This is a genomic window from Kitasatospora sp. NBC_01300, from assembly GCF_041435235.1.
Classification (GTDB): domain Bacteria; phylum Actinomycetota; class Actinomycetes; order Streptomycetales; family Streptomycetaceae; genus Kitasatospora.
In genome coordinates, this window is sequence record NZ_CP108409.1 from 610,729 (window position 1) to 632,261 (window position 21,533).

A 21,533-nucleotide genomic window follows, 5' to 3' on the forward strand; every position below is an offset into this window, starting at 1 on the left:
AGCGCACGTGGGAGGCCCCCGTACGCGGCCGGTACGGTACCGATGTGACGGGAACTCAGAACACCGTGCTGGTGGTGGTCCGCGGCCCGAGCGGGGCGGGCAAGTCGAGCGTCGCCGCGCGGCTGCGCGCCGCGTACGGACGGGGCGTGGCCGTCGTCGCCCAGGACCTGCTCCGCCGCACCGTCCTGCGCGAGCGCGACCTCCCGGGCGGGGCGAACATCGGCCTCATCGACCTGGTCGCCCGGCACGCCCTCGACCACGGCTTCCACACCGTCGTCGAGGGCATCCTCGCCGCCGAGCGCTACGGCCCGATGCTCGCCCGGCTCGCCGCCGACCACCGCGGCCGCAGCCACCTGTACTACCTCGACGCCGACTTCGACGAGACCGTACGCCGCCACGCCACCCGCCCCCAGGCCGGCGAGTTCTCCCCCGAGGACATGGCCGACTGGTACCAGCCCCACGACCTCCTGCCCGGCGGCCTCGAACACGTCGTCCCGCAACACAGCACGCTCGACGAGACGGTCGAGCGGATCCTCGCCGACACCCGCCTCACCCCGCCCGGTTGGACGCCCCGCCCCTGAGAGGTCGGCATGTGACGTGAAGCCTGATATGTCGCCACTGGACCGTGTGGGATCGGGGCATCGCTGCCGCCTGCCGGCGCAGCAGGTCGTGAAGGGTCTGGTCGGTGCCGTCGGCACCTCCCGCCGCCCCGGCCTAACCGGCTAGCAGCGGCCCGAGTTGCTCGGCCCATTGCGGGTACAGGGCGGTCTTCTCCTCGTGCAGGCCCAGGACCTTCGCGGCCAGCCCCGGGTCGGGGTCGTCGGACAGGTCGGGTCCGATGGCGATCCTGGCCAGGTGCGGCATGATCTGCGGATCGCCGGCCAGGTGGACCGGGTCGTGCATGTAGCGCCGCAGCGCCGCCAGGTCCGCGATGCCCACGCAGTAGGCGTGGGTGAAGCCGTCCTGCGTCCCCAGGGCGGGGCCGACGGTCGAGAACGACACCGACTCCACGGCGGCCGTGCGCCGCATCAGTGCGAGCACCCGCTCGCGGTCCTCCTCGGTCGCGGAGTCCTTGAAGGCGAAGCGCAGCATGTGGACGATCACGGGCGGTCCCATCCCTGGTGTCATCGACGTCATGGCTGAACCAGCTGGTTCAGAAAATCTTCCCATCTGGTTCACCAGTAGACTGAACCCATGAGTTCAGAAGTGTCAACCGGGGCCGGGCGCAAGCCCCGTGGGCGGATCGAGCGACGCCAGGCCATCCTGGACGGCGCGTTCATGGTCTTCGCCCGGCGCGGCTACGCGCAGGCGTGCGTCCAGGAGATCGCCCAGGAGGCGGGCGTCGCCAAGCCGACCGTCTACAACCACCTCACCGACAAGGAGGCACTCTTCCGCGAGGCCGTCCTCGCGGCCGCCGACCGGCTCTCGGAGGCCGGCCTGGCCGCCGTCGAGGGGCTGCGCGGGCTGCCCGCGGACGGCGACCCGCGGCCGGCCCTGGTCGGCGCCGGCCACGCGCTGCTGGAGGTGCACGGCAGCGAAGGCGCCGGTGCCGTAAGGCGGTTGGCCAGCGCCCAGGCCGCGCAGTTCCCCGACGTGGCGGTGGGCGTTCGGGAACGCACCGCGCTACGGGTGCGCGCCGCCCTCGCCGACCGCCTGGCCCGACTGGCCCTCACCGGCCGCCTGCGCCCGTGCGATCCCGAGCAGGCCGCCGAACACCTCCTCGCCCTCCTCACCGGCCCCCTGGACTACCGCTCCGACACCCCCGCGCCCGACCTGCGCGCCCTCGCCGAATCGGCCGTGGACGTCTTCCTGCGCGCCTATGGCGGCGACCCGGCCCGGTGACCCGAGCCGGTGCCCGGAGTGGAGTTCGGCGGTCAGACCAGGCAGAACTCGTTTCCCTCCGGGTCGGCCATCACCACGTGATCGGGCCTGCCGTCCAACTCCTCCTCGCTGACCACGGTCGCGCCCGCGGCGGTCAACCGCGCCACCGCCTCGACGACGCGCGGCCATCGCACCTCCCACGGTGTCTCACGGCCGCCACCGACCTGGACGTCCACGTGCACCCGGTTCTTCACCGCCTTCGGCTCCGGCACCTTCAGGAAGGACATCGTGGGGCCCACCCCGTCGGGATCGCAGAGGTACGCGCCGTCGTCCCACTCGTCCTCCGGGACCCCGTAGTGGGAGAGCCATTCCTCCCAACTCCCGAATCCCGCAGGTGCGGGCTTCTCCGCATAGCCCAACGCCAGCGCCCAGAACGCGGCCAGCCTCGCCGGGTGGGCGCAGTCGATCGTCAGGCTCCACCTGGTCGCCATGCGGTCCTCCTCCGGTCGGATGCCGCGACGGTACCGCGCACCTCTGACACTCGCGGCCGGCGAGCCATCCGGTGCGGCCGGCGCCGTCATGGCCCTCGGCCCGAGCGGGGCATCCCCCTCCCCCCGACAGGCGGGACGGCTCGGCCGGTTCGCCGCACTTCGCCGCACTCGGATCCCACTGACGCACCCTGCATCCGACGATGTGGTCAACTCCCTTGCCACCACGATCCCGTGGCACCCGCTCATCAATCGGAGGCAGGGAGCTCAGCGGGTCGTCGCCGCGCGGAGGTGTTCCAGATAGCGGGCCGGGTCGGCGCCGTGGACCCGGTCCTGGGCGCCGTGCCGGATGTGGGCCAGGCCGCCGTCGCGGGCGATGCGCAGCATGGTGGTGGCGGCGTGGGGGTTTGCGGTGTCGCGCAGGGCGTCGGCGTCGACGACGGGGGTGTCGGGTCCGAACATGGCCGCTGCCTGGTCGGCGGTGGCGGCCGGCGGGTGTCCGGTGCGGTTGGCGCTGCTGACGTACAGGCGGGGGAAGAGTGTGAGCAGCGGGATCAGGGGCTGCCAGCGTGCGCCGAAGAGGAGCAGGTGGCCGTCGCGCAGGGCGGGGGCGGCCCAGGCCGGCGGGGTGTCGGCGCGGATGGGGACCAGCAGGGTGACCAGGTGGTCGCGCAGCAGGGTGAGTGCGGTGTGCAGGGCGGTCGGTGTCAGGTCCAGTCGGGTGGCGAGGTCGGCCCAGGTGGTGTCGTCGTGGACCCAGAGGGCGACTTCCTGGTCGACGGGGCGGCCCTTGGCGTTGTTGACGGCCTGGGGGTTCGTGGCGGTGGCGACGTAGGTCAGGGGGCTGGGGTTGGGCAGGATGACGGCCCGCCCGGCGGTCAGGGTGCGGGCGGCGGTGCCGGTGTCGAGCCGGGCGGTGGCGGGCATGGGGGCGGGTCCGTTCACGGTGTGGGGGTGGTGGCGGTCAGGCCTTCGAGGTAGGCGGCGAAGTCGGCGTCGGGGACGACGGCCTGGTTCAGGCGGTAGGCGCGGTCCTTGGCCCAGGCCAGGGCGGTGCCGGTCTGGGCCTGGTCCAGTCGGTGGCCGAGCCGCTCGGCGACGGCTTGCAGTACGCGCCGGCTGGCGAGGTGGGTGAGGACCACCGTCGGAGCCAGGCCCAGGTGCTGTTGCGGGTCGTAGGGCTGGAAGGTCCGCGGGTGGGTGAACGGGGTCCCGGTGGAGATGGTGGCGACGCCGGTGCCCACGATCGGGGTGGTGACGGTGAGCGGGATCCCGGTCTCGGTGGACACCATCCGCGCGATCCCGGGCAGCCGGGTCAGGTCCGGCTGCGTCCACCACGGTTCGCAGCCGGGCCCCAGCACCTGTTCGGCCTTCGCGCGGTCGTGGGCGAGCAGGAAGAGCAGTTGTTCGGTGGCGGCCATGCCGCTGCGCTCGGCCATGCCCAGCCAGGAGCAGGCGGCCACCCGCGCCCCGCTCTCCAGTGCGGCCAGGGTGTTGGCCAGCCCGAGGCCGAGGTCGTTGTGCAGGTGCGAGACCAGGACGGTGTCCGGCCCCGCGTCGGCGGCGACCCGGCGGAACAGGGCCCGGGTCTGACCGGGCAACAGGTCGCCGACGGTGTCGGCGAGCACGATCGTCCCCGCGCCGTGGGCGGTCATCGCCCCCGCGTACTCGGCCACCAGGGCGTGGTCCGCGCGGGGCGCGTCCACCAGGCACACGTCCACCGCCGTGCCGTCCGCCAGGTCCGCCGCCGCCTTCAGCACGTCCAGGCCGCCTGCCAGGGCCTCGCGGGCGCCGCTGTGGACGAGGGCGCGGGCGGTCGCCTCGGAGGCGGCCACGATCACCATCACCCGCGCGTGCGCCGCGCCCCGCACCGCGCGCAGCGCCAGCCGCACGTCGGCCACCGTGCCCCGGCAGATCGCCGAGGGGCTCACCGAATCCTGTGCCTCCAGCGCCACCCGCCGGGTCGCCTCGAACTCCTGCCCGCACACCGAAGGGAAGCCGGCCGCGAACACCACGTGCCGGGGCCCGTCCGCGCCGAACACCGCCCCCTGTTCCCGGGCCAGCCGCACCCGGAATCCGGCGCTCATCAGGGTCTTGGCCTGCGCGCCGTCGCGCGCGGACTCCTCGAACAGCACGATCCGCCCGGCTCTCGCCGACTCCCGCACCACGTCCGCCGGCGACAATGCCCCGCCCCCCATCCCAGCGCGGCACTCGCGTACCGCGATACATCGAGAATCCCCTCGGCGGATCGTAGACCACGCCCGGACCCGTGCCCATACCCGCGCCCGGGCCCCTGCCCGGACCGACGTCCACGCCCCCGTCGCGGCTCCCGCAGCGACTCCCGCAGCGACTCCCGCAGTGCGGATGACGACAACGCGGGCACGGCGCCCGCGGTTGCCTACGCCATGATCACGATCACGTGAATCTTGTCGAAACAAGATCATTATTTGATGATCCTTTGGCGCTATTTGACCCCATCTTTGATCTTGCCGCCCACTCCTATGCTCCGAGAGCGCCGTCGAGCGACGGTGTTTTCAAGGAGTCGAGATGAACAGACGGATACTGACCTTGGCGGTTCAAGGTGATTGGCCTGTTTGTGTAGCTGACTGACGGTCATTTACGCGCTATGCCGTTGGTATGCGCTATGCGGATGGGGGCGGACTGACGGCGAAGGCACGTCAGCACCGCGAGGCGGTGCGGCTGGAGGCCGCCGCGTTGTTCGACGAAGGTGTCCCGCCGAGGGAGGTTGCCCGTAGGTTGCGGGTGACCGCGAAATCGGCCTACCAGTGGCACGCGGCCTGGCGGGAGGACGGAGCCGGGGCGCTGGCCTCACGGGGACCGGGTGGGCAGCGGTGCAAGCTGTCGGCACGGTGCCAGGACAGGCTCGCCGAGTACCTCGAGCAGGGGCCGGCCGCTCACGGCTGGGACCAGGACCAGGCGTGGACCGGCGCGCGGGTCGCCACGCTGATCGGGCGGAAGTTCCACGTTTCCTACAGCGTCTCGGGGGCTACTCGTCTGATGCACCGGCTCGGCTTCACCCTGCAGCTCCCTGCGCGTCGGGCAGCCGAACGCGACGAACAGGTCGTCGCCGCGTGGAAGGAGGCGACCTGGGCGGAGGTAAAAGCGCCCGGGCGGCCTGCGACGGCTGGATCTGCTTCGAGGACGAAGCCGGGTTCACCCGCAGACCGCCCACAGGACGCACATGGGGACGACGCGGCACCACCCCGGTCGTGAAGGTCTGCGGCCGTGGCTCCGGACGGATCTCGGTCGCCGGGCTGATCGCGATGCGCCCGGGCTCCCGGACCCGGCTGTGCCACAGGCTGCGCCGGCACACCGGACGCAAGGGCGAGCGCCGCAGCCTGTCCGAGCACGACTACATCGGCCTGCTCGACGGAGTCCATCAGCTGGTCAGAGCACCGATCGTGCTCGTCTGGGACCGACTCAACACCCACGTTTCCAATGCCATGCGCGACTTGATCAGCGCACGGGACTGGCTCACGGTGTTCATCCTCCCCGCATACGCACCCGAGCTGAACGCGGTCGAGTACCTGTGGGCCCACGTCAAACGAAGTCTCGCCAACCTCTCCAGCGTTGCCCTCGACCGACTCGAATCCCTCGTCCGCAACCGACTCAAACGACTGCAATACCGCTCCGACATCCTCGACGGCTTCCTTACCGGAACTGGACTCTCCCTCGACCTCCCACCGCCGTCACCCTGAAGCACCGAGGTCAGTAACCACAGGACGCAGACCCAGCAGGCCTGTTGGCATGCGGGCGCTGAGCGGGTCGCTGGCCCTGGCCGTGGCGGTGTCGCTGCTGGCCGGGTCCGAGACGGCCCTCGCCGCGACGCCGAACGCATCACCGAACGCGGCGGCGAAGGCGGGCAAGGGAACCGGGCAGTGGGCCACCTCCGCCGCCGACGTGCCGTCGGCGAGGGTCGCGGCCCGGCTGTCCGGGCAGCGGGTGGAGGCGCTCTCCGAGCGTACGGAGACGTCGACGACGTGGGTGAACAAGGACGGTTCGCTCACCACCGAGCTGTTCGCGGGCCCGGTCCGCTTCCAGCGTGACGGCCAGTGGGTGGACGTCGACCTCGGCCTCCAGGCGGGCGCGGACGGGTCGGTGGCGCCGAAGGCCCACCCGAACGCGCTGCGGCTCGCCGGTGCCGGCGGCACCCGGGCGAAGTCGCTGCTCCACGCGCAGGCGGCGGCCCCGGACGACGCCCGCACCCTGGTGACCCTCGGACAGGGTGACCAGCAGGTCGAGCTCCAGTGGCGGGGCGGCCTGCCCAAGCCCGCCCTGGACGGCACGAAGGCCACCTACCGGGACGCGATCGCGGACGGCGCGGCCGACCTGGTCGTGGAGGCCACCCGGACCGGCTTCGAGCAGTACACGGTGCTCAAGCAGCGCCCGAGCGCCGCCGGGTTCTCGTACACGATGCCGCTGAAGGCCGACGGCCTGAAGGCCGAGGTCCAGCCGGACGGCGGCGTGCTGTTCACCGACAAGCACACCGGCGAGCGGCGGGCCGTGCTCCCGGCGCCGGTGATGTGGGACGCGACGGCCGCCGCCGAGGGCTCCGGCGAGCACGCCCGGCAGGCGAAGGTCGGCCTGAAGGTCGTTCAGCGCGGCGACGGCATCGACCTGGTGTTCACGCCGGACGCCGCGTTCCTCGCGGACCCGAAGACCCAGTACCCGGTGACGGTCGACCCCTCCACCACGGCCCTCGGCAACGTCTTCGACACCCGGGTGCAGCAGGGCGAGACGGTCGACTGGTCGGCCGACACCGAGATCTACTGGGGCAACTCCGGCACCAAGAACGCGGACGGCTCCTCCCGCCAGGCCCGGTCGTTCATCAACTGGAACACCGCGCCGATCGCGGACGCGCTGATCACCAACGCCGGCCTGTCGCTGTACAACTTCCACTCCGGCAACAGCGACTGCCAGCCCTACGCGTGGGACATCTGGGACACCGGCCTCGCCTCGACCGCCTCGCGCTGGACGTCGCAGCCCTCCTGGAACGCCAAGAAGGCCACCGGCACCGAGACCAAGGGCCGGGACGCCTGCGGCGGCGACGGCTGGATCACCGCGGACGTCACCAACCTGGTGCAGACCTGGACGTCGGCGAAGAACACCACCTCGGGCATGGGGCTGCGCGCCCCGGACGAGACCAACACCAAGTACTGGAAGGAGGTGAACTCCGCCAACGCCGCGACCAACGTCCCGAAGCTGACGGTGACGTACAACTACCGCCCCCGGACCGGGACGGACCAGCAGGCCGGCTCCCCGTTCTACAAGGACGCCGCCGGCACCTGGTGGGTCAACTCCACCACCCCCACGCTGCGCGACACCTTCGTCGACCCGAACAACGACAAGGTCGACGGCACCTTCCAGATCTTCGACACCGCCACCGACACCCAGGTGGGCAACGTCCTGGTCTCCCCGTACGTGCCGAGCGGGGCCCCGGCCTCCGTCAAGGTCCCGGCCGGTGTGCTGGCCAACGGCAAGACGTACAAGTTCCGCACCTCCCCGTACGACGGGCTGCACTACAACAACAACTGGTCGGCGTGGGCCACCTTCACGGTCGACACCTCCGCCCCCTCGGCGCCCGCCGCGCTCTCCTCCACCGACTACCCGTCGGGCCAGTGGGTCAAGGGCCCCGGCCAGGCCGGTTCCTTCACCGCGACCCCGCCGGCCGGTGACCAGAACGCCCTGGAGTGGACGCTCGACGGCGCGACCTGGACGAAGGTCGCGACGAACGGCTCCGCCGCGCCGGTGACCTTCAGCGTGACCCCGGCCAAGGCCGGCACCAACACCCTCCAGGTGCGGGCGGTGGACCGGGCGGAGAACAAGTCCGAGGCCCGTACCCACACCTTCCAGGTCGGCGCGGGCGGTGTCACCTCCCCGAACGACGGCACCCGCACCGCGGCGCGCCTGCCGCTCACCGCCGAGGCCGACGCCGCCCGGTACGACCAGGTGGCCTTCTCCTGGCGGCGCTCCGACGCCGACGCCTGGACGCGGATCCCCGCCGGCGACATCACCAACGGCGGTGCCGCACTGGCGGCCTGGCCCGTGCCCCTCACCGCGGGCAAGAGCCCGGCGCTCACCTGGAACGCCACCTCCACGGTGACCCCGGACGGCACCGTCCAGCTCCGCGCGGACTTCACCGGGCCCGGCTCCGCGGCCGTCTCCTCCGAGCCGGTGCGGGTCGTCGTCGACCGCAAGGCCGACGGCGCGGCGACGGAGAACGTCGGCCCGGGCGCGCTGAACCTGCTCACCGGCGACCTCAGGGTCCCGGCCACCGACGTGTCGGTGTTCGGCATGACGGTCGGCCGCACGCACTCCTCGCGTGACCCGCGGGCCGCCGCCGGCCAGGACGGCCAGGCAGCGGTCTTCGGCCCCAACTGGGTGTCCAGCGTGTCGTCGAGCCTGTCCGCCTCGGAGTACACGGAGATCCGCAGGACCTCCGGCACCTCGCTCAGCGTGATGTCCGCCGACGGCTCCGCCGTCTCCTTCACCTCGAACGCGGCCGGCAACGGCTGGACGCCCGAACCGGGCAGCGAGGACCTCACCCTGAGCGGCTCCTTCGGCGCCGACTTCACGCTCTCCGGCACCGAGGGCACCGTCACCACCTTCGCCAAGGCCGATCCGGCCGCCGCCACCTGGACGGTGACCTCCACGCTCCAGGGCGGGCTGGCCAACACCACCACCAGCGTGGTGTCGGAGACGACCGTGGTCGGCGGCAGGACGCTGGCCCGGCCGAAGCTCGTCATCGCGCCGACCTCCGCGGCCATCCCGGCCGTGTGCGCGGCCAACGTCGCCGCCAAGGGCTGCCGCGTCCTGCAGTTCGTCTACGCCACCGCGACCACCGCCACCGGCGTCACCACCGACACCGAGTTCGGTGACGTCGCCGGGCAGGTCAGCGCGATCAGGCTCTGGAGCACCGCGCCCGGGGCCGCCGCGGCCACCGCCACCGACGTCGCCGTCTACCGCTACGACTCGGCCGGGCGGCTGCGCCAGACCTGGGACCCGCGGCTCGGCCAGAGCAGCCAGAACCAGTACGCCTACTACACCCAGGGCGCCGACGACGGCCTGCTCTCCTCCGTCCAGCTCAGCGGCACCCGCGCCACCTCGCTGGCGTACGGCACCGTCACCGCCAACCCGGCCGCGGGCCCGGGCATGCTGACGAAGACCTGGCACGACACCCTCGCCCCCGGCACCACGGGCACCGTGAACGGCACCGCCACCACCACCGTCGTCTACGGCGTCCCGCTCTCCGGCACGAAGGCACCGGAGGACCTCTCCGCGTCCGCCGCCTCCGCGTGGGGCCAGAGCGACCTGCCGACCGACGCCACCGCGGTGTTCCCGCCGGACCAGGCCCCCGCCTCCAACAACGGCACCGACCTCGGCGCCGGCGACTACACCAGGGCGAGCGTCACCTACCTGAACGCCTCCGGCCGCCAGGTCAACCAGGCCACCCCGGGCCACCACGTCACCACCACCGAGTACGACAACCAGGGCCACCAGGTCCGCAGCCTGACCGCGGGCAACCGCGAGCTCGCCCTCGGGGCCACCCCCGCGGCCAAGGCCCAGCTGGCCGACCTCGGCATCGACACCCTGCCCTCCGCCGAACGCGCCCGGCTCCTGTCGAGCAGCAGCGCCTACAGCGCGGACGGCCAGCAGGAGACCGACGTCTACGACCCGCTCCACCGCATCACCCTCGCCGCCGACGCCACCTCCGGTGCGACGGTCCTGGCCAAGGCCGGCACCCAACTGCCCGCCCGCCAGCACACCGTGAAGACCTACGACGAGGGCCGGCCGACCGACGGCACCGCCAAGATCAAGAACCAGATCACCCTCACCACCACCGGCGCCCGGCTCCGCGCCTGGCCCGACCTGCTGGTCGACGCCCGCCAGGACCGGACCACGTACAACTGGGCGCTCGGCGTGCCCACCGCGCAGATCAAGGACAGCGGCGGCCTCGCCCTGACCACCACCACCGGCTACGACGGCCAGGGCCGGATCGTCTCGACCCAGCAGCCGGCCTCCACCGGCACCGACGCGGCGGCCGGCTGGACCACCTACTACACCGCCGGCGGCACCGGCACCTGCGGCAACCGCCCCGAGTGGGCCGACCTCGTCTGCCAGACCGGGCCCGCCGCGGCCATCACCGGCGGCGGCGCCAACCCCGCACAACTGCCCACCAGGACGACCCAGTACGGGCAGTTCGGCCAGGTCACCCGCACCACCGAGACGGCCAACGGCGTCACCCGCACCACCGTGACCGACACCGACACGGCAGGGCGCCCCACCACCGTCACCGTCACCGACGGCCTCGGCACCCCGGCCCCCGCCGCCACCACCACGTACCACCCGGGCACCGGAGCCGTCACCCGCCAGACGTCCGCCACCGGCGGCACCATCACCAAGGGCTACGACGAACTCGGCCGCCTGATCTCCTACACCGACGCCGACGGCGCCGTCACCACCACGGAGTACGACGCCCTCAACCGCCCCACCAAGGTCACCGACACCTCCCCCTCCACCACCACCTACACCTACGACACCGCCGTCGACCCGCGCGGCCTGGCGACCTCGGTGACGGACTCCGTCGCCGGCACCCTCACCGCCCGCTACGACGCCGACGGCACGCCGCTCACCCAGGGCCTGCCCGGCGGCTACACCCGGACCGACGACAAGGACCCGGCCGGCACCACCACCAGCCGCACCTACACCCGCGACAGCGACGGCCTCGTGCTGGTCTCCGACGGCATCACCGAGACCATCCACGGCCAGCGGGCCACCCACACCGGCACCCCCGGCGTCACCGCGGCCCAGACCTACGCCTACGACCGGGCCGGCCGGCTCCTCCAGGTCCAGGACACCTCGACCGACGCCGTCTGCACCACCCGCACCTACACCTTCGACCGCAACACCAACCGCACCGCGTTGGCCACCGCCGACGCCGCCCGCGGCCAGACCTGCACCACCACCGCCGGCACCGGCCAGACCAGCACCTACGACACCGCCGACCGCCTGGTGAACCCCGGCTACACCTACGACGCGTTCGGCCGCACCACCGCACTGCCCGGCAGCACCCTCGCGTACTACAACACCGACCTGGTGCAGCAGCAGACCAGCGGCACCAACCGGCAGAGCTGGACCCTCGACTCGGCCCAGCGCTTCCGCGCCTGGACCACCGAGACCAACACCGCCGGCACCTGGGCCCAGACCGGTCTGCGGACCAACCACTACGGCTCCGACACCGACAGCCCCCGCTGGATCACCGAGGACACCGCGGGCACCCTGACCCGCAACGTCACCGGCCCCGCCGGCACCCTCGCCGCCACCACCGCGAAGACCGGCGGCACCGTCCTGCAACTCGCCAACCTGCACGGCGACATCACCCTGCGGCTGCCGCTCGACACCGCCGTCGCGCCCACCGTCCTCGACTACGACGAGTACGGCCAGCCACGCACCGGCCAGCCCGGCACCCGCTACGCCTGGCTCGGCGACAAGCAGCGCTCCGACGAGACCCCGAGCGCCCTCACCCTCATGGGAGCACGCCTCTACAACCCGGCCACCGGCCGCTTCCTCTCCCCCGACCCGGTCCAGGGAGCGAGCGCCAACGCCTACGACTACTGCAACGCCGACCCGGTCAACTGCACCGACCTCAACGGCCGGATGCCCGGCTGGCTGAAGGCCGCGCTCAAGGCCGCCGTCTCCCGCGCCGTCCAACTGTCCGTCACCGCGGCCGTGGCCGCCTGGGTCCCCTTCCTGGCACCCTGGGCGCTCCACATCGGCAACTGCGCCGGCGGTGCCTGCGCCGGTGTACTGTTCGGGAGCGGCGGCTGGAAGCAGCGCATCGTCTGGGCCGTCGCCGGCTGCCTCGCGGGTTTCGTCTTCGACCGCGGTGTCTCCCAGCGGATCGTCGACAAGGTGATCGGCGTGGTCAGGAGGTTCGTGTGACATCCACGGAGTCGGCGGAGCCGGCGAATTCGGCGAATTCGGCGAATTCGGCGGGGGAACCGGCAGCGCGCCGGGCGAGCCCGCTGCGCCTCGCCGCGACCAACGGGGCTTGGCTCGCCCCGTCCTTCCTCGCCGCCTACCTGCTCGCCGACCGCCTCACCGCCGACGCCACCACCCGCACCTGGTGCACCCTGCTCCTCGCACCGGTGATCGGCCTGGCCCTGCGCGCCACGGCCACCCTCGTGGCCCGCCGCCTGCGGGCGCGGACCGGCCGGCAGTAGCCCGACGCACACCCCTACGACAGGCCGACCCGCCGGCGCCACCGGCGGGTCGGCCTGTTGCGTGCTCGCTCCGTGCTCGCTCCGTGCTCGTTCCGCGCTTGCTTCCGTTCCGGCGGAGCACACCGACGATCACGGGGCGGACGGGGCGGCCGATGGCGAAGGCCGAGGCCAACGGCCTCGGCCTTCGGCCGGACGACGTGCCGGGCGGTCAGCCCACCGCGGTCAGCCCAGCGCGGGCCGCGTACGACGCGCGGCGCGGGCAGGGCCCTCCACCACGGTGACCCAGACCAGCACCGCGCACAGGAAGGCCGCCGCCGCGAAGTACAGCGGTCCCGGGACGGAGTCGTCCCGCGCGCCGGCGGCGAGCGCGGCGGCCGCCGACAGGACGAGGACGACGGCCGGCAGGGCGCGAGGGCTGCGCGCGACGCCCGGTGCGGCGGAGGACGGCAGCAGCCAGAGCGCGAGACCGTAGCAGGCGCAGCCCAGCAGCGCGGCTCCCAGCACGTCGCTGGGCCGGTGGTGGTAGAGCGCCTGCACGGCAGCGGCGGTGACGGTGAGCCACAGCAGGCCGACCGCGGTCACGTAGGGGCGCAGGCGCGGGGAGGCGACGAGGGCCGCGCCGAGGACCAGCCCGATGGGGACGGCCGCGTGCCCGCTGGGGAAGCTCACCTCGGTGAGCATGGCGGGCGCGTTCACCAGGTCGGGGCGGGGCAGGACCATCTTGCTGCACACCTCGGTGCCGCCGAACGTGCCCAGGACGACCCCGATCGCCGCGACGCCCTGCCACCAGCACCGCCGCACCAGGGCGACGAGCACGATCACGGCCATCCCCACGACCAGGGTGGGCAGGGCGGTGAACTCCAGTGGGGGCATGGCCGCCGAGTCGAAGGTCGACCCCGACCAGTCCCAGATCCACGCCGGTTCGCCGCCGTTCCCGTTCATCAGGGAGTTCTCCCCCCGCTGCCCGAACGGGGTCCAGACGGCGAGCAGGTAGACCGCCAGGAACCCCAGGGCGCACAGCAGAGCCGGCAGCCACGGCCGTATCGACCGCGCGGGGCCTCCTCCGGCCGGGGTCCCCGGGGCCCGACCGGGAACGTCCGGCCCAGGTGCGTCCGCCCCGGGAGCATCCCGTCCGGGTGCGGACAGGGACTGGTGATCTTGCTGAGTCATCACTGTCTTTCTGCTCACACCTCGGGGAGCCGCGAGCCCTGGTCGTAGACGACTTGGTTTGAACGGGGACGCCGACGACGACGTCGCGGTTCCCGTCCCACCCGGCACCGGCGGCGTCATGCCGGGTGGATGAGGCGGCTCTCGTAGGCGAAGACCACCGCCTGTATCCGGTCGCGGAGTTCGAGCTTGTGCAGGATTCGCCCCAGGTGGGACTTCACCGTCGCCTCCGCGAGGTGCAGGGCGGCCGCGATCTCGCTGTTGGACAGGCCGCAGCCCACCTGGATGAGCACCTCGCGTTCACGGGCGCTGAGTCGGCTCAGCCGATGGTCGGGGCCGGCGTTGCCGCGGGCGGGGATGTGCGGGCGCAGGTGCTCCAGCAGGAGGCGGGTGATCCGCGGGGAGACCACCGCGTCACCCGCGGCGACGTTGCGTATCGCGGTGAGCAGTTCCTCGGGCCTGGTGTTCTTCAGCAGGAAGCCCGAGGCTCCGGCGCCGAGTCCGGCGAAGGCGTACTCGTCCAGGTCGAAGGTGGTGAGGATCAGCACCCTGCTCTGTGGGGAGGTCCGGATGACCTGCCGGGTCGCCTCGATCCCGTCGATCCCGGGCATCCGGACGTCCATGAGGACGACGTCGGGGCGCAACTCCCGGGCGAGGCGTACGGCCTGGGCGCCGTCCGCGGCCTCGCCGACCGGCGCCATGTCGGGCTGGGCCTCCAGGACCGTGCTGAAGGCCATCCGGAGCAGTGCCTCGTCGTCGGCGATCAGGATGCGGATCGTCATGCGGACGCCGCTCCGCCGCTGTCGAGGAGGAGGCGGGTGTGGACTCCCCAGCCGCCGCCCGGAAGCGGTCCGGCCCGCAGCGTCCCCCCGTAGGCGGCCGAGCGCTCGCGCATGCTGGGGATGCCGTGGCCGGACGGTGTGGCGCCGGGAGGTGCCGGGCGGGGGCCGCTGTCGGTGACGTCCACGGTGACGGTCCCGGTCGAACACCGTATCCGGACCTTCGCGGGTGTGCCGGCGGGTGTGTGCTTGAGGGTGTTGGTCAAGGCTTCCTGTACCAGGCGGTAGACGGTCAGTTGTGCGGTGGCGGGGATATGGGTGTGGCCGCCCTGGACCTCGATCCGGGTCGGCAGCCCGGCGGCGCACATCTGGTCGGCGAGGGCCTCCAGTTGGGCGATGCCGGGCAACGGGTGGCGTTCCGCGTCCGGTTCGTCGGTCCGCAGGATACCCAAGGAGCGCCGCATGTCGGTCAGCGCCTGTCGGCCCGTCTCGGAGATCTGGAGCATCGCGGTGGTGGCCCTGTCGGGCGAGCGGTGCTGCGCGTAGACCGCGGCGTCGGTGAGCGCGACCATGACGGACAGGTTGTGGGTGACGATGTCGTGCATCTCCCGGGTGATACGTGTCCGCTCCTCGGCGACGGCCAGTCGCGCCTGCTGTTCCTGCTGCTGCTCCAGGCGTGCGGCCCGTTCCTCCAGGGCCGCGAGGTAGGCGCGCGTGGTCCGCACGTTCACACCCAGGACGGCGGCGGCGACGACCGTCGCGGTGACCGCGACGAAGGGAGTCAGGAACGCGCCTTCCGACGCCCAGCGCAGACAGGCCAGCAGGGCCCCCACCTCCACGACGGCACCGGCGACGAGCGTGCCGCGCCGGCCCGAGTTCGCGGCCACCGTGTAGAGGGCCACCAACAGGCAGATGTCCGCCGGAAGTTGGACGCCCGCCAGCCACTGGACAAAGGCCGCGGCTGCCACGGCGCAGAACACCGCGCGCGGGGCCCGGCGCCGCCACACCAGGGGCAGCGCGAGGGCGGCGGTGAGGGCGACGGCCACCGGCAGCTCGTGCGGCGCGCGGGTGGTGATGATGTTGAGCAGGAGGAGCGTCGGCAGCAGCGAGTCCCACACCATGGGCGGCAGCCGGGAGGACCGGCGCCCGGCGGCCGTCACCAGTCGCGCCGCTCGTGCGGAGGCCAGGTCGGCGTACCTCGTCAGCCGCGAGACCGTCGCCGCCCAGCGCGCCCGGACCCGCACCCACACCCGGTCCCGCGCCCGGTCCCGGTTGGCATCGCCGGACTCCGTGACCGCCTCCGTCATCACACGTCCCTGTCGATTCAGCGTCATGGTGGCCCCGGCCGGGGCCTCCACCGCGTGCAGGCGGCCCTGTCACGGTAGGCCACGGGCCCCACGGAGCACATGCGTCCACCGTCTGATGGCACCGTGCCGCCCTACGCCCGCAGGAGGAGTCCCGCTACCTCCCGTGGTCGTAGGGCGGCCCCCGATCCAACGTGCCCGATTGCCACTCCGGTCGCAAAGGGAGCTGCCACGGATTGCGACTGCGGTGGCACACGATGGCGACCCGGGATCGATGTGGCGGCGCGTGCCCGGCGCCGAACATGGCCTGGTGACCGAGATCATCACGGGGCTGTACATGTCCCCCCTGGAAATCCTTGCCCTGCTGGGCGCCGTCGCACTGGTGACGGCGCGCTGGCTTCCCCCCTCCGCCCGTCCACGCGTCACGATCGCGGCGGGAGCGGTTCTCGTGCTGTCCGCGATCCTGCTGAGCGTGACGGGGATCCGCTGGCAGATGCTGCCGGTCCTGGCAGGCGCCGCCTTCGCGTTGCCGTTCGCCCTCTCCCCCCTGCTGCGGCCGCTCCGGCGCCGTCCCGGCCGACCCGTGTGGCGGGCCCGCTGGTGGCTGGCGCTGCCGGGATCGATGGCCTGCGTCGGCCTGATCGCCGCGGGCCCGGCGGCCGCCTGGGCCCTTCCCGTACCCGAATTCCCCACCCCGACAGGCGAGTTCGCGGTCGGCACCCGCGTGGTCCAGTGGACCGACCCGCACCGCCCCGAGACCTTCACCACCGATCCGGACGACCGGCGCACGGTCGTGGTCCAGCTCTGGTACCCCGCACAGAAGAGCCCCGCCGGCGCGCAGCGGGCCCAGTACCTCGGACGCACGGAGCACGAGGCGCGCACCGTCTCCGACGCCCTCGCCCACCAGGTCGGTCTGCCGGGTTTCCTCGTCGACGGTGTTCCGCGTGCCCACACCCATGCGGTCTTCGACGCCCCGGTGGACGGCGGGCGGGGGCGGTTCCCCGTCGTCCTGTTCTCCCCCGGGTCGGGCGGAGTCCGCACCCAGAACACCGCCTGGGCGGAGGAACTGGCCAGCCACGGCTACGTGGTCGCCGCCCTCGACCACCCGTACGACTCCGCCGCCGTCGTCCTCGCCGACGGCCGGACGATCACCACCGAGACCACCTCCACCGGCGACCCGGACCAGGACGAGAAACTGGCGGCCGACTGGACGGCGATCCGAGCCGCCGACCTCGGCTTCGTCCTCACCCAACTGGACGGTCTGGACCGCAGTGAGACCGCCGACCCGCTGAGCGGACACCTGGACACCGGCCGGGTCGCGGTGGCCGGCCACTCCATGGGAGGTGCCGCCGCCCTCCAGGCAGCCCGGCGGGACCGCCGCTTCCACGCCGTCATCGACCTGGACGGCTTCCCCCACGGCCCCGCCTCCCCCGCCCTCGACCAACCGACGCTCGCGCTCACCCAGGCCATCACCCCGGCAACCGACCCGCGCTACCCGCCCCGCCTCACCGAGGCGCTCAAGTCCAGCACGGCGACGAGCTACCGGCTCACCATCCCCGGCGCCGCGCATCTCACCTTCATGGACGGCCCCCTGTACCTGCCGCCCGTGCCCTCGATCGTCGGCTCCCTGGGCCGCACCGAGAGCCCGCGCGTCGTCGCCGCAGCCACCCTCGCCTTCCTGGACGCCACGTTGCGGGGCAAACCCGGCGACCTGACGGGTGTTCTGCCGGCCTACGGCGACCTCAGCGTCTACCGCCCGGACAGCAGCCACTGACCAGCTGTTCCGGGGCACGCACGCCTGCCGGACGGGGACGGCTCGATCAGACGAGATCAGGCGAGATCAGGCGAGGTCGGGTGAGATCAGACGAGATCACCGGCCGGACGGCCGAGCTCGAAACCGCTGGCAGGCGGCCCCGTGTCGTCGTTCACCTGTGCGCGAACGCGCGGAGCAGGCGTACGTACGGGGTCCAGCGGGCCGGGCGGGCCACCGTGCCCGTGCAGGCGAGCTCGGCGCGGTCCAGGCCGTCCTCCAGGCAGGCGTCGTGCATCGGGCGCCAGGCCACCGGCCAGGTCAGGCGCGCCAGGCCGCCGGCCTTCATCGCGAGGGTGTGCCGCAGCACGGTGCGTTCCTCGTCGACGGGCAGCACGGTGAACTCGTGGAAGCCGTGGAAGCCGCGCGGCCCGCTGAAGGTGAAGCGGATCCACACTCCGGGCACGTACGCGGTGACCGTGTAGCGGACCGGGCCGTGGCCGCCGGTCGCGCCGACCGCCAGTGGGCGGTCGAACTCCATCGCGGGCCAGTCCGGGCTCGGCCAGAGCCGGTCCACCGGGCCGCCTGACAGGTTGTCGATGAGCGCGCCCACCTCGCTCGCCTTGGCGGCCAGCAGGCGCTCGTGCACGTTGTAGACGCCCATGCGTCCTCCCCTCCAGATTATTAGAGACCATCCTCTAATAATCTGGAGGGTACCCTCTGATTCATGGCGAGACCACCCCGCTTCGACACCGACCAGATCCTCGACGCCGCCGTCCGGCTGGCCGCCTCCACCGGGCCGGCCGGCGTGACCATGTCCGCCGTCGCCCAGGCGATCGGTGCGCCGAGCGGATCCATGTACCACCGCTTCCCCGGCCGTACGGCACTGCTCGCCGAGGTGTGGCTGCGGACCGTGGAGCGCTTCCAGGAGGGGTACTTCGCCGCACTCGGCAGCACCCCCGACCCCCACCCGGCCGCCCGCGCGGCCGCGCGGCACGTCATCTCCTGGAGCCGCGCCCACCCCCAGGAAGCCTCACTCCTCCTCTACGGCGCCGAGGAGTTCGGCCGCACCGACTGGTCCGAGGAACACCAGGAGCGCACGGACCTCGGCAGCCGACGCGTGCTCGACGCCATCACCTCCCTCGCCGAAGCCCTCGGCGCGGCGGCCCCCCGGGACCACGAGCGCATCACCCTGGCCCTGATCGACCTGCCGCTGTCCGTGGTCCGCCGCCACCTGCGCGCCGGGCAGCCGCTGCCACCGCACGCAGAAGACCTCACCGAGGAATGCACGACGGCCCTGCTGGCCGCCGCGGGGGCTCCGTGATCGGAGTCCCCGACGCCGGAGGCCTCCACGGAGCCACACCGTCAGGCCCTGGCCGCCGGAGCGGCGAGCGCCTGACGGACGGCACAGTACCAACTGGCGGGTCCGGTCGGGCAGTTGGGACCGTCGATGTTACGGGAGAGCGCGTACTCCCAGCCCGCCGCCCCAGCGAAGTCCGGGTACTTGTCGGCGAGAGCGCGCAGCGTCCCCTGGAGGACCGGCATCTCGACGTAGCCCTCGCAGTCCAGGTTGTCGTTGGTGATGCCGGCGGCGACGACCTTGGACGCGGGGAACCGGTTCCGGATGACCGCGTCGTAGTCGGTGGTGTCGGCGAGGCTGCCGTTGCCGCAGTAGAACTGGGTGTTGTACCAGCGGATCAGGGGGCCGACCTGCTTTTCGAGCGTGCGGTAGTCGAGGAGGGGAAGGTTGCCGCCCTCGGGCACGGTGAGATCGCCGGGCCCCGGGGCAAGGGTGATCAGGAAGTCCGGCCCGAAGTCGGAGCGCAGCTGACGGATCAGCCGCTCGGCGGTCACCTCGCGGAACGCTTCCTCGACGTCGAGGTCGATGCCGTCCAGCCGGTACGTCCTGAGGGCGTCGCGGACGGGCGGGTAGTACGTGCCGAAGTCCTTGTCGAGCAGCCCGTACGTCCCCTGCGCGGCGCCGCCGAGGAGAGCGGTGACCTTGACGCCCTTCGCCTGCACCGCGGCGATGTCACGCCACATCGGAACGTACTTGGGCGCGGAGGGCGGGTCGTCGTTCAGGGTGAGGATCGGGTACTGGGCGGGGTCGTTGAGGTGGAACGCGGCCACCTCCACCACGTCCGCGTGACCGATCAGGGGCACCGGGGAGACGTACTGGCTCCCCGGATCGCCCGTGGTCGTGCCGGTCTGGTAGAACGCGACGACGTGGCGGCTCGCCGACGCCTTCGCCGCGGGAGAGGCGCCTGATGCTCCGTCAGGGTGTCCGTGACTGCTCATGGCCGGGTTCCTCCTGGTGATCGGCCGCAGACCTGCTGCGGGTCACCAGGAAGCGTGCCGTTCCACCCGGGAGGGCCGCGCGCATTCCCACCACGCGTCCTGGAATTCCACTCCGCCAGCCCCGTACCACCGCCGCCGGCCCTCGACCCGACCCCTCGGCCCGGCCCGCCGGCTCCGATGGTGCTCAGTCGACGCAGAACTCGTTGCCCTCGACGTCCTGCATCACGATGCACGAATCGTGGCCGTCGTAGAGCAGTTGGACGCGCACCGCGCCGAGCGCGACCAGCCGGGTGCACTCGGCTTCGAGCGTGGCGAGGCGCTCCTCGCCCACCAGCCCGGTGCCGACCCGCACGTCCAGGTGCACCCGGTTCTTGACGACCTTGCCTTCGGGAACGCGCTGGAAGAACAGTCTCGGACCCACACCCGAGGGGTCGATACAGGCGGACCACGAACCCTGCTCCTCAGCAGGCTGGGAGCGGTCGTACTCGTCCCAGGTGGCGAACCCCTTCGGCGGCGGCGATTCGTACCCCAGCACCTCGCACCAGAAGCGGGCGACGCGCCGGGGTTCCGCGCAGTCGAAGGTGACCTGGAACTGCTTGATCAATGACATAAGCGCACGATAACAGGGGTCCCCTCGCTCATCTCCCGCCAGGAATACGCATGTTGTCGGGAGGTCGGAACCTTGGCCGACCCTTTCGTCAACTGCCCTGCCACGAACCCCCGCACGTCCGGTCAGTATAGTGGCGGCGCACGATTGCAGTGTGACATTTTTCTGCTGATCACAAGTCAACTCCCTTGCCGAAGGGGCAACATGGTCGTCGTACACAAGACCGTTCACCCGATCGACGGCGAGCAGCTGAGCGTCTACACGGTGGCCCCGGGGCCCGGCACCGTCGCGGACCGCGTGGGCGTCGTCGTCATGCACGGCGCGGGCAACGGCAGCAAGGAGCGCAACCTGCCGCTCGCCGAGGACTTCGCCGCACTCGGGCACCCGGCCGTCGCCCTGGACTTCTCCGGCCACGGGGAGAGCACCGGCGAGCTGCGCGACCTCAGCCTCCGCCGACGCCGGCACCAGGCTGCGGCCGTGATCGAGGAGGTGTTCGGCGCCGACCTGCCGCTCGCCCTGGTCGGCTTCAGCATGAGCGGTCAGACCCTCGCCGACCTGGTCGCGCTGTACGGCGGCCGGGTGGCGGCGCTCGCCGCCTGCGTCCCCGGGATCTACGGCGTGGAGGCCTGGGACGTGCCCTTCGGCTCCGGGTTCACCGAACTGATCCGCAGGCCCGACAGCTGGCGGACCAGCTCCGCGCCCGGCACCTTCGCGCGGTTCGACGGCCGGGCCCTGCTGGTGGTCCCGGAGCAGGATGCCGTCATCCCGCCCGGCGTGACGGACCTGGTCCGCACGTCGCTGGCCGCGAAGGCCGACTTCTCCGAGCTGCGCCTCGCGGGGTCCGACCACCGGCTCGGGGCCTGGCTGGCCGACCACCCGGAGGACCGGCAGCGCCTCGTCAGCGCACTGCTGCGGCCACGTCCGTCAGTACCGGGCCCAGGAAACGACGTCCGATCCGCTGGAGCGCCGGCGAAGACGCCGCCCGGTTGCTCGACCACCGCTCATCGCGGGGCCCGCGACCGGTGAAGCACCGCTTCGGCGAGGGAGAACCGGGAGCCACTCGGCCGCAGGACCG

Annotated in this window: 19 protein-coding genes; 9 read left to right on the forward strand and 10 right to left on the reverse strand. The window is 72.5% G+C overall.

Annotation, left to right across the window (positions count from 1 at the left end; genetic code table 11):
* Positions 1-44 precede the first annotated feature (44 nt).
* The gene (locus OG556_RS36395) at positions 45-581 is read left to right on the forward strand and encodes an AAA family ATPase (protein ID WP_331744054.1); all 537 of its coding nucleotides are present in this window, start codon (positions 45-47) and stop codon (positions 579-581) included.
* 133 nt (positions 582-714) lie between these two features.
* Here the strand turns inward: OG556_RS36395 and OG556_RS36400 are convergent, their stop codons facing one another.
* Positions 715-1,104, reverse strand: a complete 390-nt coding sequence (locus tag OG556_RS36400; protein WP_331744056.1) for a Dabb family protein — start codon at positions 1,102-1,104, stop codon at positions 715-717.
* Between the two features lie 90 nt (positions 1,105-1,194).
* Here OG556_RS36400 and OG556_RS36405 point away from each other — a divergent pair, with 90 nt between their 5' ends.
* Entirely contained in the window at positions 1,195-1,842 is a 648-nt protein-coding gene (locus OG556_RS36405) for a TetR/AcrR family transcriptional regulator (RefSeq protein ID WP_331744058.1), read from the forward strand.
* 32 nt (positions 1,843-1,874) lie between these two features.
* Here OG556_RS36405 and OG556_RS36410 read toward each other — a convergent pair whose 3' ends face one another.
* The 3 genes from OG556_RS36410 to OG556_RS36420 all read right to left on the reverse strand — a co-directional run bounded on the left by OG556_RS36410 (position 1,875) and on the right by OG556_RS36420 (position 4,492).
* Complete coding sequence (locus tag OG556_RS36410; protein ID WP_331744060.1) at positions 1,875-2,312, reverse strand: VOC family protein; 438 nt, start codon at positions 2,310-2,312, stop codon at positions 1,875-1,877.
* A 264-nt stretch (positions 2,313-2,576) separates the two neighbouring features.
* A complete protein-coding gene (locus OG556_RS36415) occupies positions 2,577-3,236 on the reverse strand; it encodes a Sua5/YciO/YrdC/YwlC family protein (protein WP_331744062.1) in 660 nt (219 codons plus the stop codon).
* A 14-nt stretch (positions 3,237-3,250) separates the two neighbouring features.
* Positions 3,251-4,492: a 2-isopropylmalate synthase gene (locus OG556_RS36420; RefSeq protein ID WP_331744064.1), complete on the reverse strand. Its 1,242-nt coding sequence runs from the start codon at positions 4,490-4,492 to the stop codon at positions 3,251-3,253.
* A 454-nt stretch (positions 4,493-4,946) separates the two neighbouring features.
* On the opposite strand from OG556_RS36420, the gene OG556_RS36425 reads away from it, so the two are divergent.
* The 4 genes from OG556_RS36425 to OG556_RS36440 are packed head-to-tail and all read left to right on the forward strand — an operon-like array spanning position 4,947 to position 12,553.
* On the forward strand, positions 4,947-5,543 hold the full coding sequence (locus tag OG556_RS36425) for a winged helix-turn-helix domain-containing protein (protein WP_331744066.1): 597 nt from the start codon (positions 4,947-4,949) through the stop codon (positions 5,541-5,543).
* Positions 5,459-6,028 (forward strand): transposase, encoded by a 570-nt coding sequence (locus OG556_RS36430; protein WP_331745374.1) that lies wholly within the window; start codon positions 5,459-5,461, stop codon positions 6,026-6,028. Before OG556_RS36425 ends, OG556_RS36430 begins: the two co-directional genes overlap by 85 nt.
* Positions 6,029-6,077: 49 nt before the next feature.
* Positions 6,078-12,272 carry a DNRLRE domain-containing protein gene (locus OG556_RS36435; RefSeq protein ID WP_331744068.1) on the forward strand — a complete coding sequence of 2,065 codons (6,195 nt, stop codon included), beginning with the start codon at positions 6,078-6,080 and terminating at the stop codon, positions 12,270-12,272.
* A complete protein-coding gene (locus OG556_RS36440; protein ID WP_331744070.1) occupies positions 12,269-12,553 on the forward strand; it encodes a hypothetical protein in 285 nt (94 codons plus the stop codon). The genes OG556_RS36435 and OG556_RS36440 overlap by 4 nt, the downstream gene beginning before the upstream one ends.
* A gap of 222 nt (positions 12,554-12,775) precedes the next feature.
* Here the strand turns inward: OG556_RS36440 and OG556_RS36445 are convergent, their stop codons facing one another.
* The 3 genes from OG556_RS36445 to OG556_RS36455 form a co-directional block, all read right to left on the reverse strand.
* Entirely contained in the window at positions 12,776-13,495 is a 720-nt protein-coding gene (locus tag OG556_RS36445; protein WP_371523098.1) for a phosphatase PAP2 family protein, read from the reverse strand.
* A gap of 344 nt (positions 13,496-13,839) precedes the next feature.
* Positions 13,840-14,502 carry a response regulator transcription factor gene (locus OG556_RS36450; protein ID WP_331744074.1) on the reverse strand — a complete coding sequence of 221 codons (663 nt, stop codon included), beginning with the start codon at positions 14,500-14,502 and terminating at the stop codon, positions 13,840-13,842.
* Positions 14,499-15,620: a histidine kinase gene (locus OG556_RS36455; protein WP_331745407.1), complete on the reverse strand. Its 1,122-nt coding sequence runs from the start codon at positions 15,618-15,620 to the stop codon at positions 14,499-14,501. The genes OG556_RS36450 and OG556_RS36455 overlap by 4 nt, the downstream gene beginning before the upstream one ends.
* A gap of 457 nt (positions 15,621-16,077) precedes the next feature.
* Here OG556_RS36455 and OG556_RS36460 point away from each other — a divergent pair, with 457 nt between their 5' ends.
* A complete protein-coding gene (locus OG556_RS36460; RefSeq protein ID WP_331745409.1) occupies positions 16,078-17,577 on the forward strand; it encodes an alpha/beta fold hydrolase in 1,500 nt (499 codons plus the stop codon).
* Between the two features lie 151 nt (positions 17,578-17,728).
* Here OG556_RS36460 and OG556_RS36465 read toward each other — a convergent pair whose 3' ends face one another.
* A complete protein-coding gene (locus OG556_RS36465) occupies positions 17,729-18,217 on the reverse strand; it encodes an SRPBCC family protein (protein ID WP_331744076.1) in 489 nt (162 codons plus the stop codon).
* Positions 18,218-18,280: 63 nt separating this feature from the next.
* Between OG556_RS36465 and OG556_RS36470 the strand changes: the two genes are divergently transcribed.
* Positions 18,281-18,877, forward strand: coding sequence for a TetR/AcrR family transcriptional regulator (locus tag OG556_RS36470; RefSeq protein ID WP_331744079.1), 597 nt, complete (start codon positions 18,281-18,283; stop codon positions 18,875-18,877).
* A 41-nt stretch (positions 18,878-18,918) separates the two neighbouring features.
* Here the strand turns inward: OG556_RS36470 and OG556_RS36475 are convergent, their stop codons facing one another.
* Together OG556_RS36475 and OG556_RS36480 are read right to left on the reverse strand one after the other, a co-directional pair.
* Positions 18,919-19,851, reverse strand: coding sequence for a glycosyl hydrolase family 18 protein (locus OG556_RS36475; RefSeq protein ID WP_331744081.1), 933 nt, complete (start codon positions 19,849-19,851; stop codon positions 18,919-18,921).
* A 184-nt stretch (positions 19,852-20,035) separates the two neighbouring features.
* Positions 20,036-20,461 (reverse strand): VOC family protein, encoded by a 426-nt coding sequence (locus tag OG556_RS36480; RefSeq protein WP_331744083.1) that lies wholly within the window; start codon positions 20,459-20,461, stop codon positions 20,036-20,038.
* A gap of 201 nt (positions 20,462-20,662) precedes the next feature.
* Between OG556_RS36480 and OG556_RS36485 the strand changes: the two genes are divergently transcribed.
* The gene (locus OG556_RS36485; RefSeq protein ID WP_331744085.1) at positions 20,663-21,484 is read left to right on the forward strand and encodes an alpha/beta hydrolase; all 822 of its coding nucleotides are present in this window, start codon (positions 20,663-20,665) and stop codon (positions 21,482-21,484) included.
* Positions 21,485-21,533: the final 49 nt, after the last annotated feature.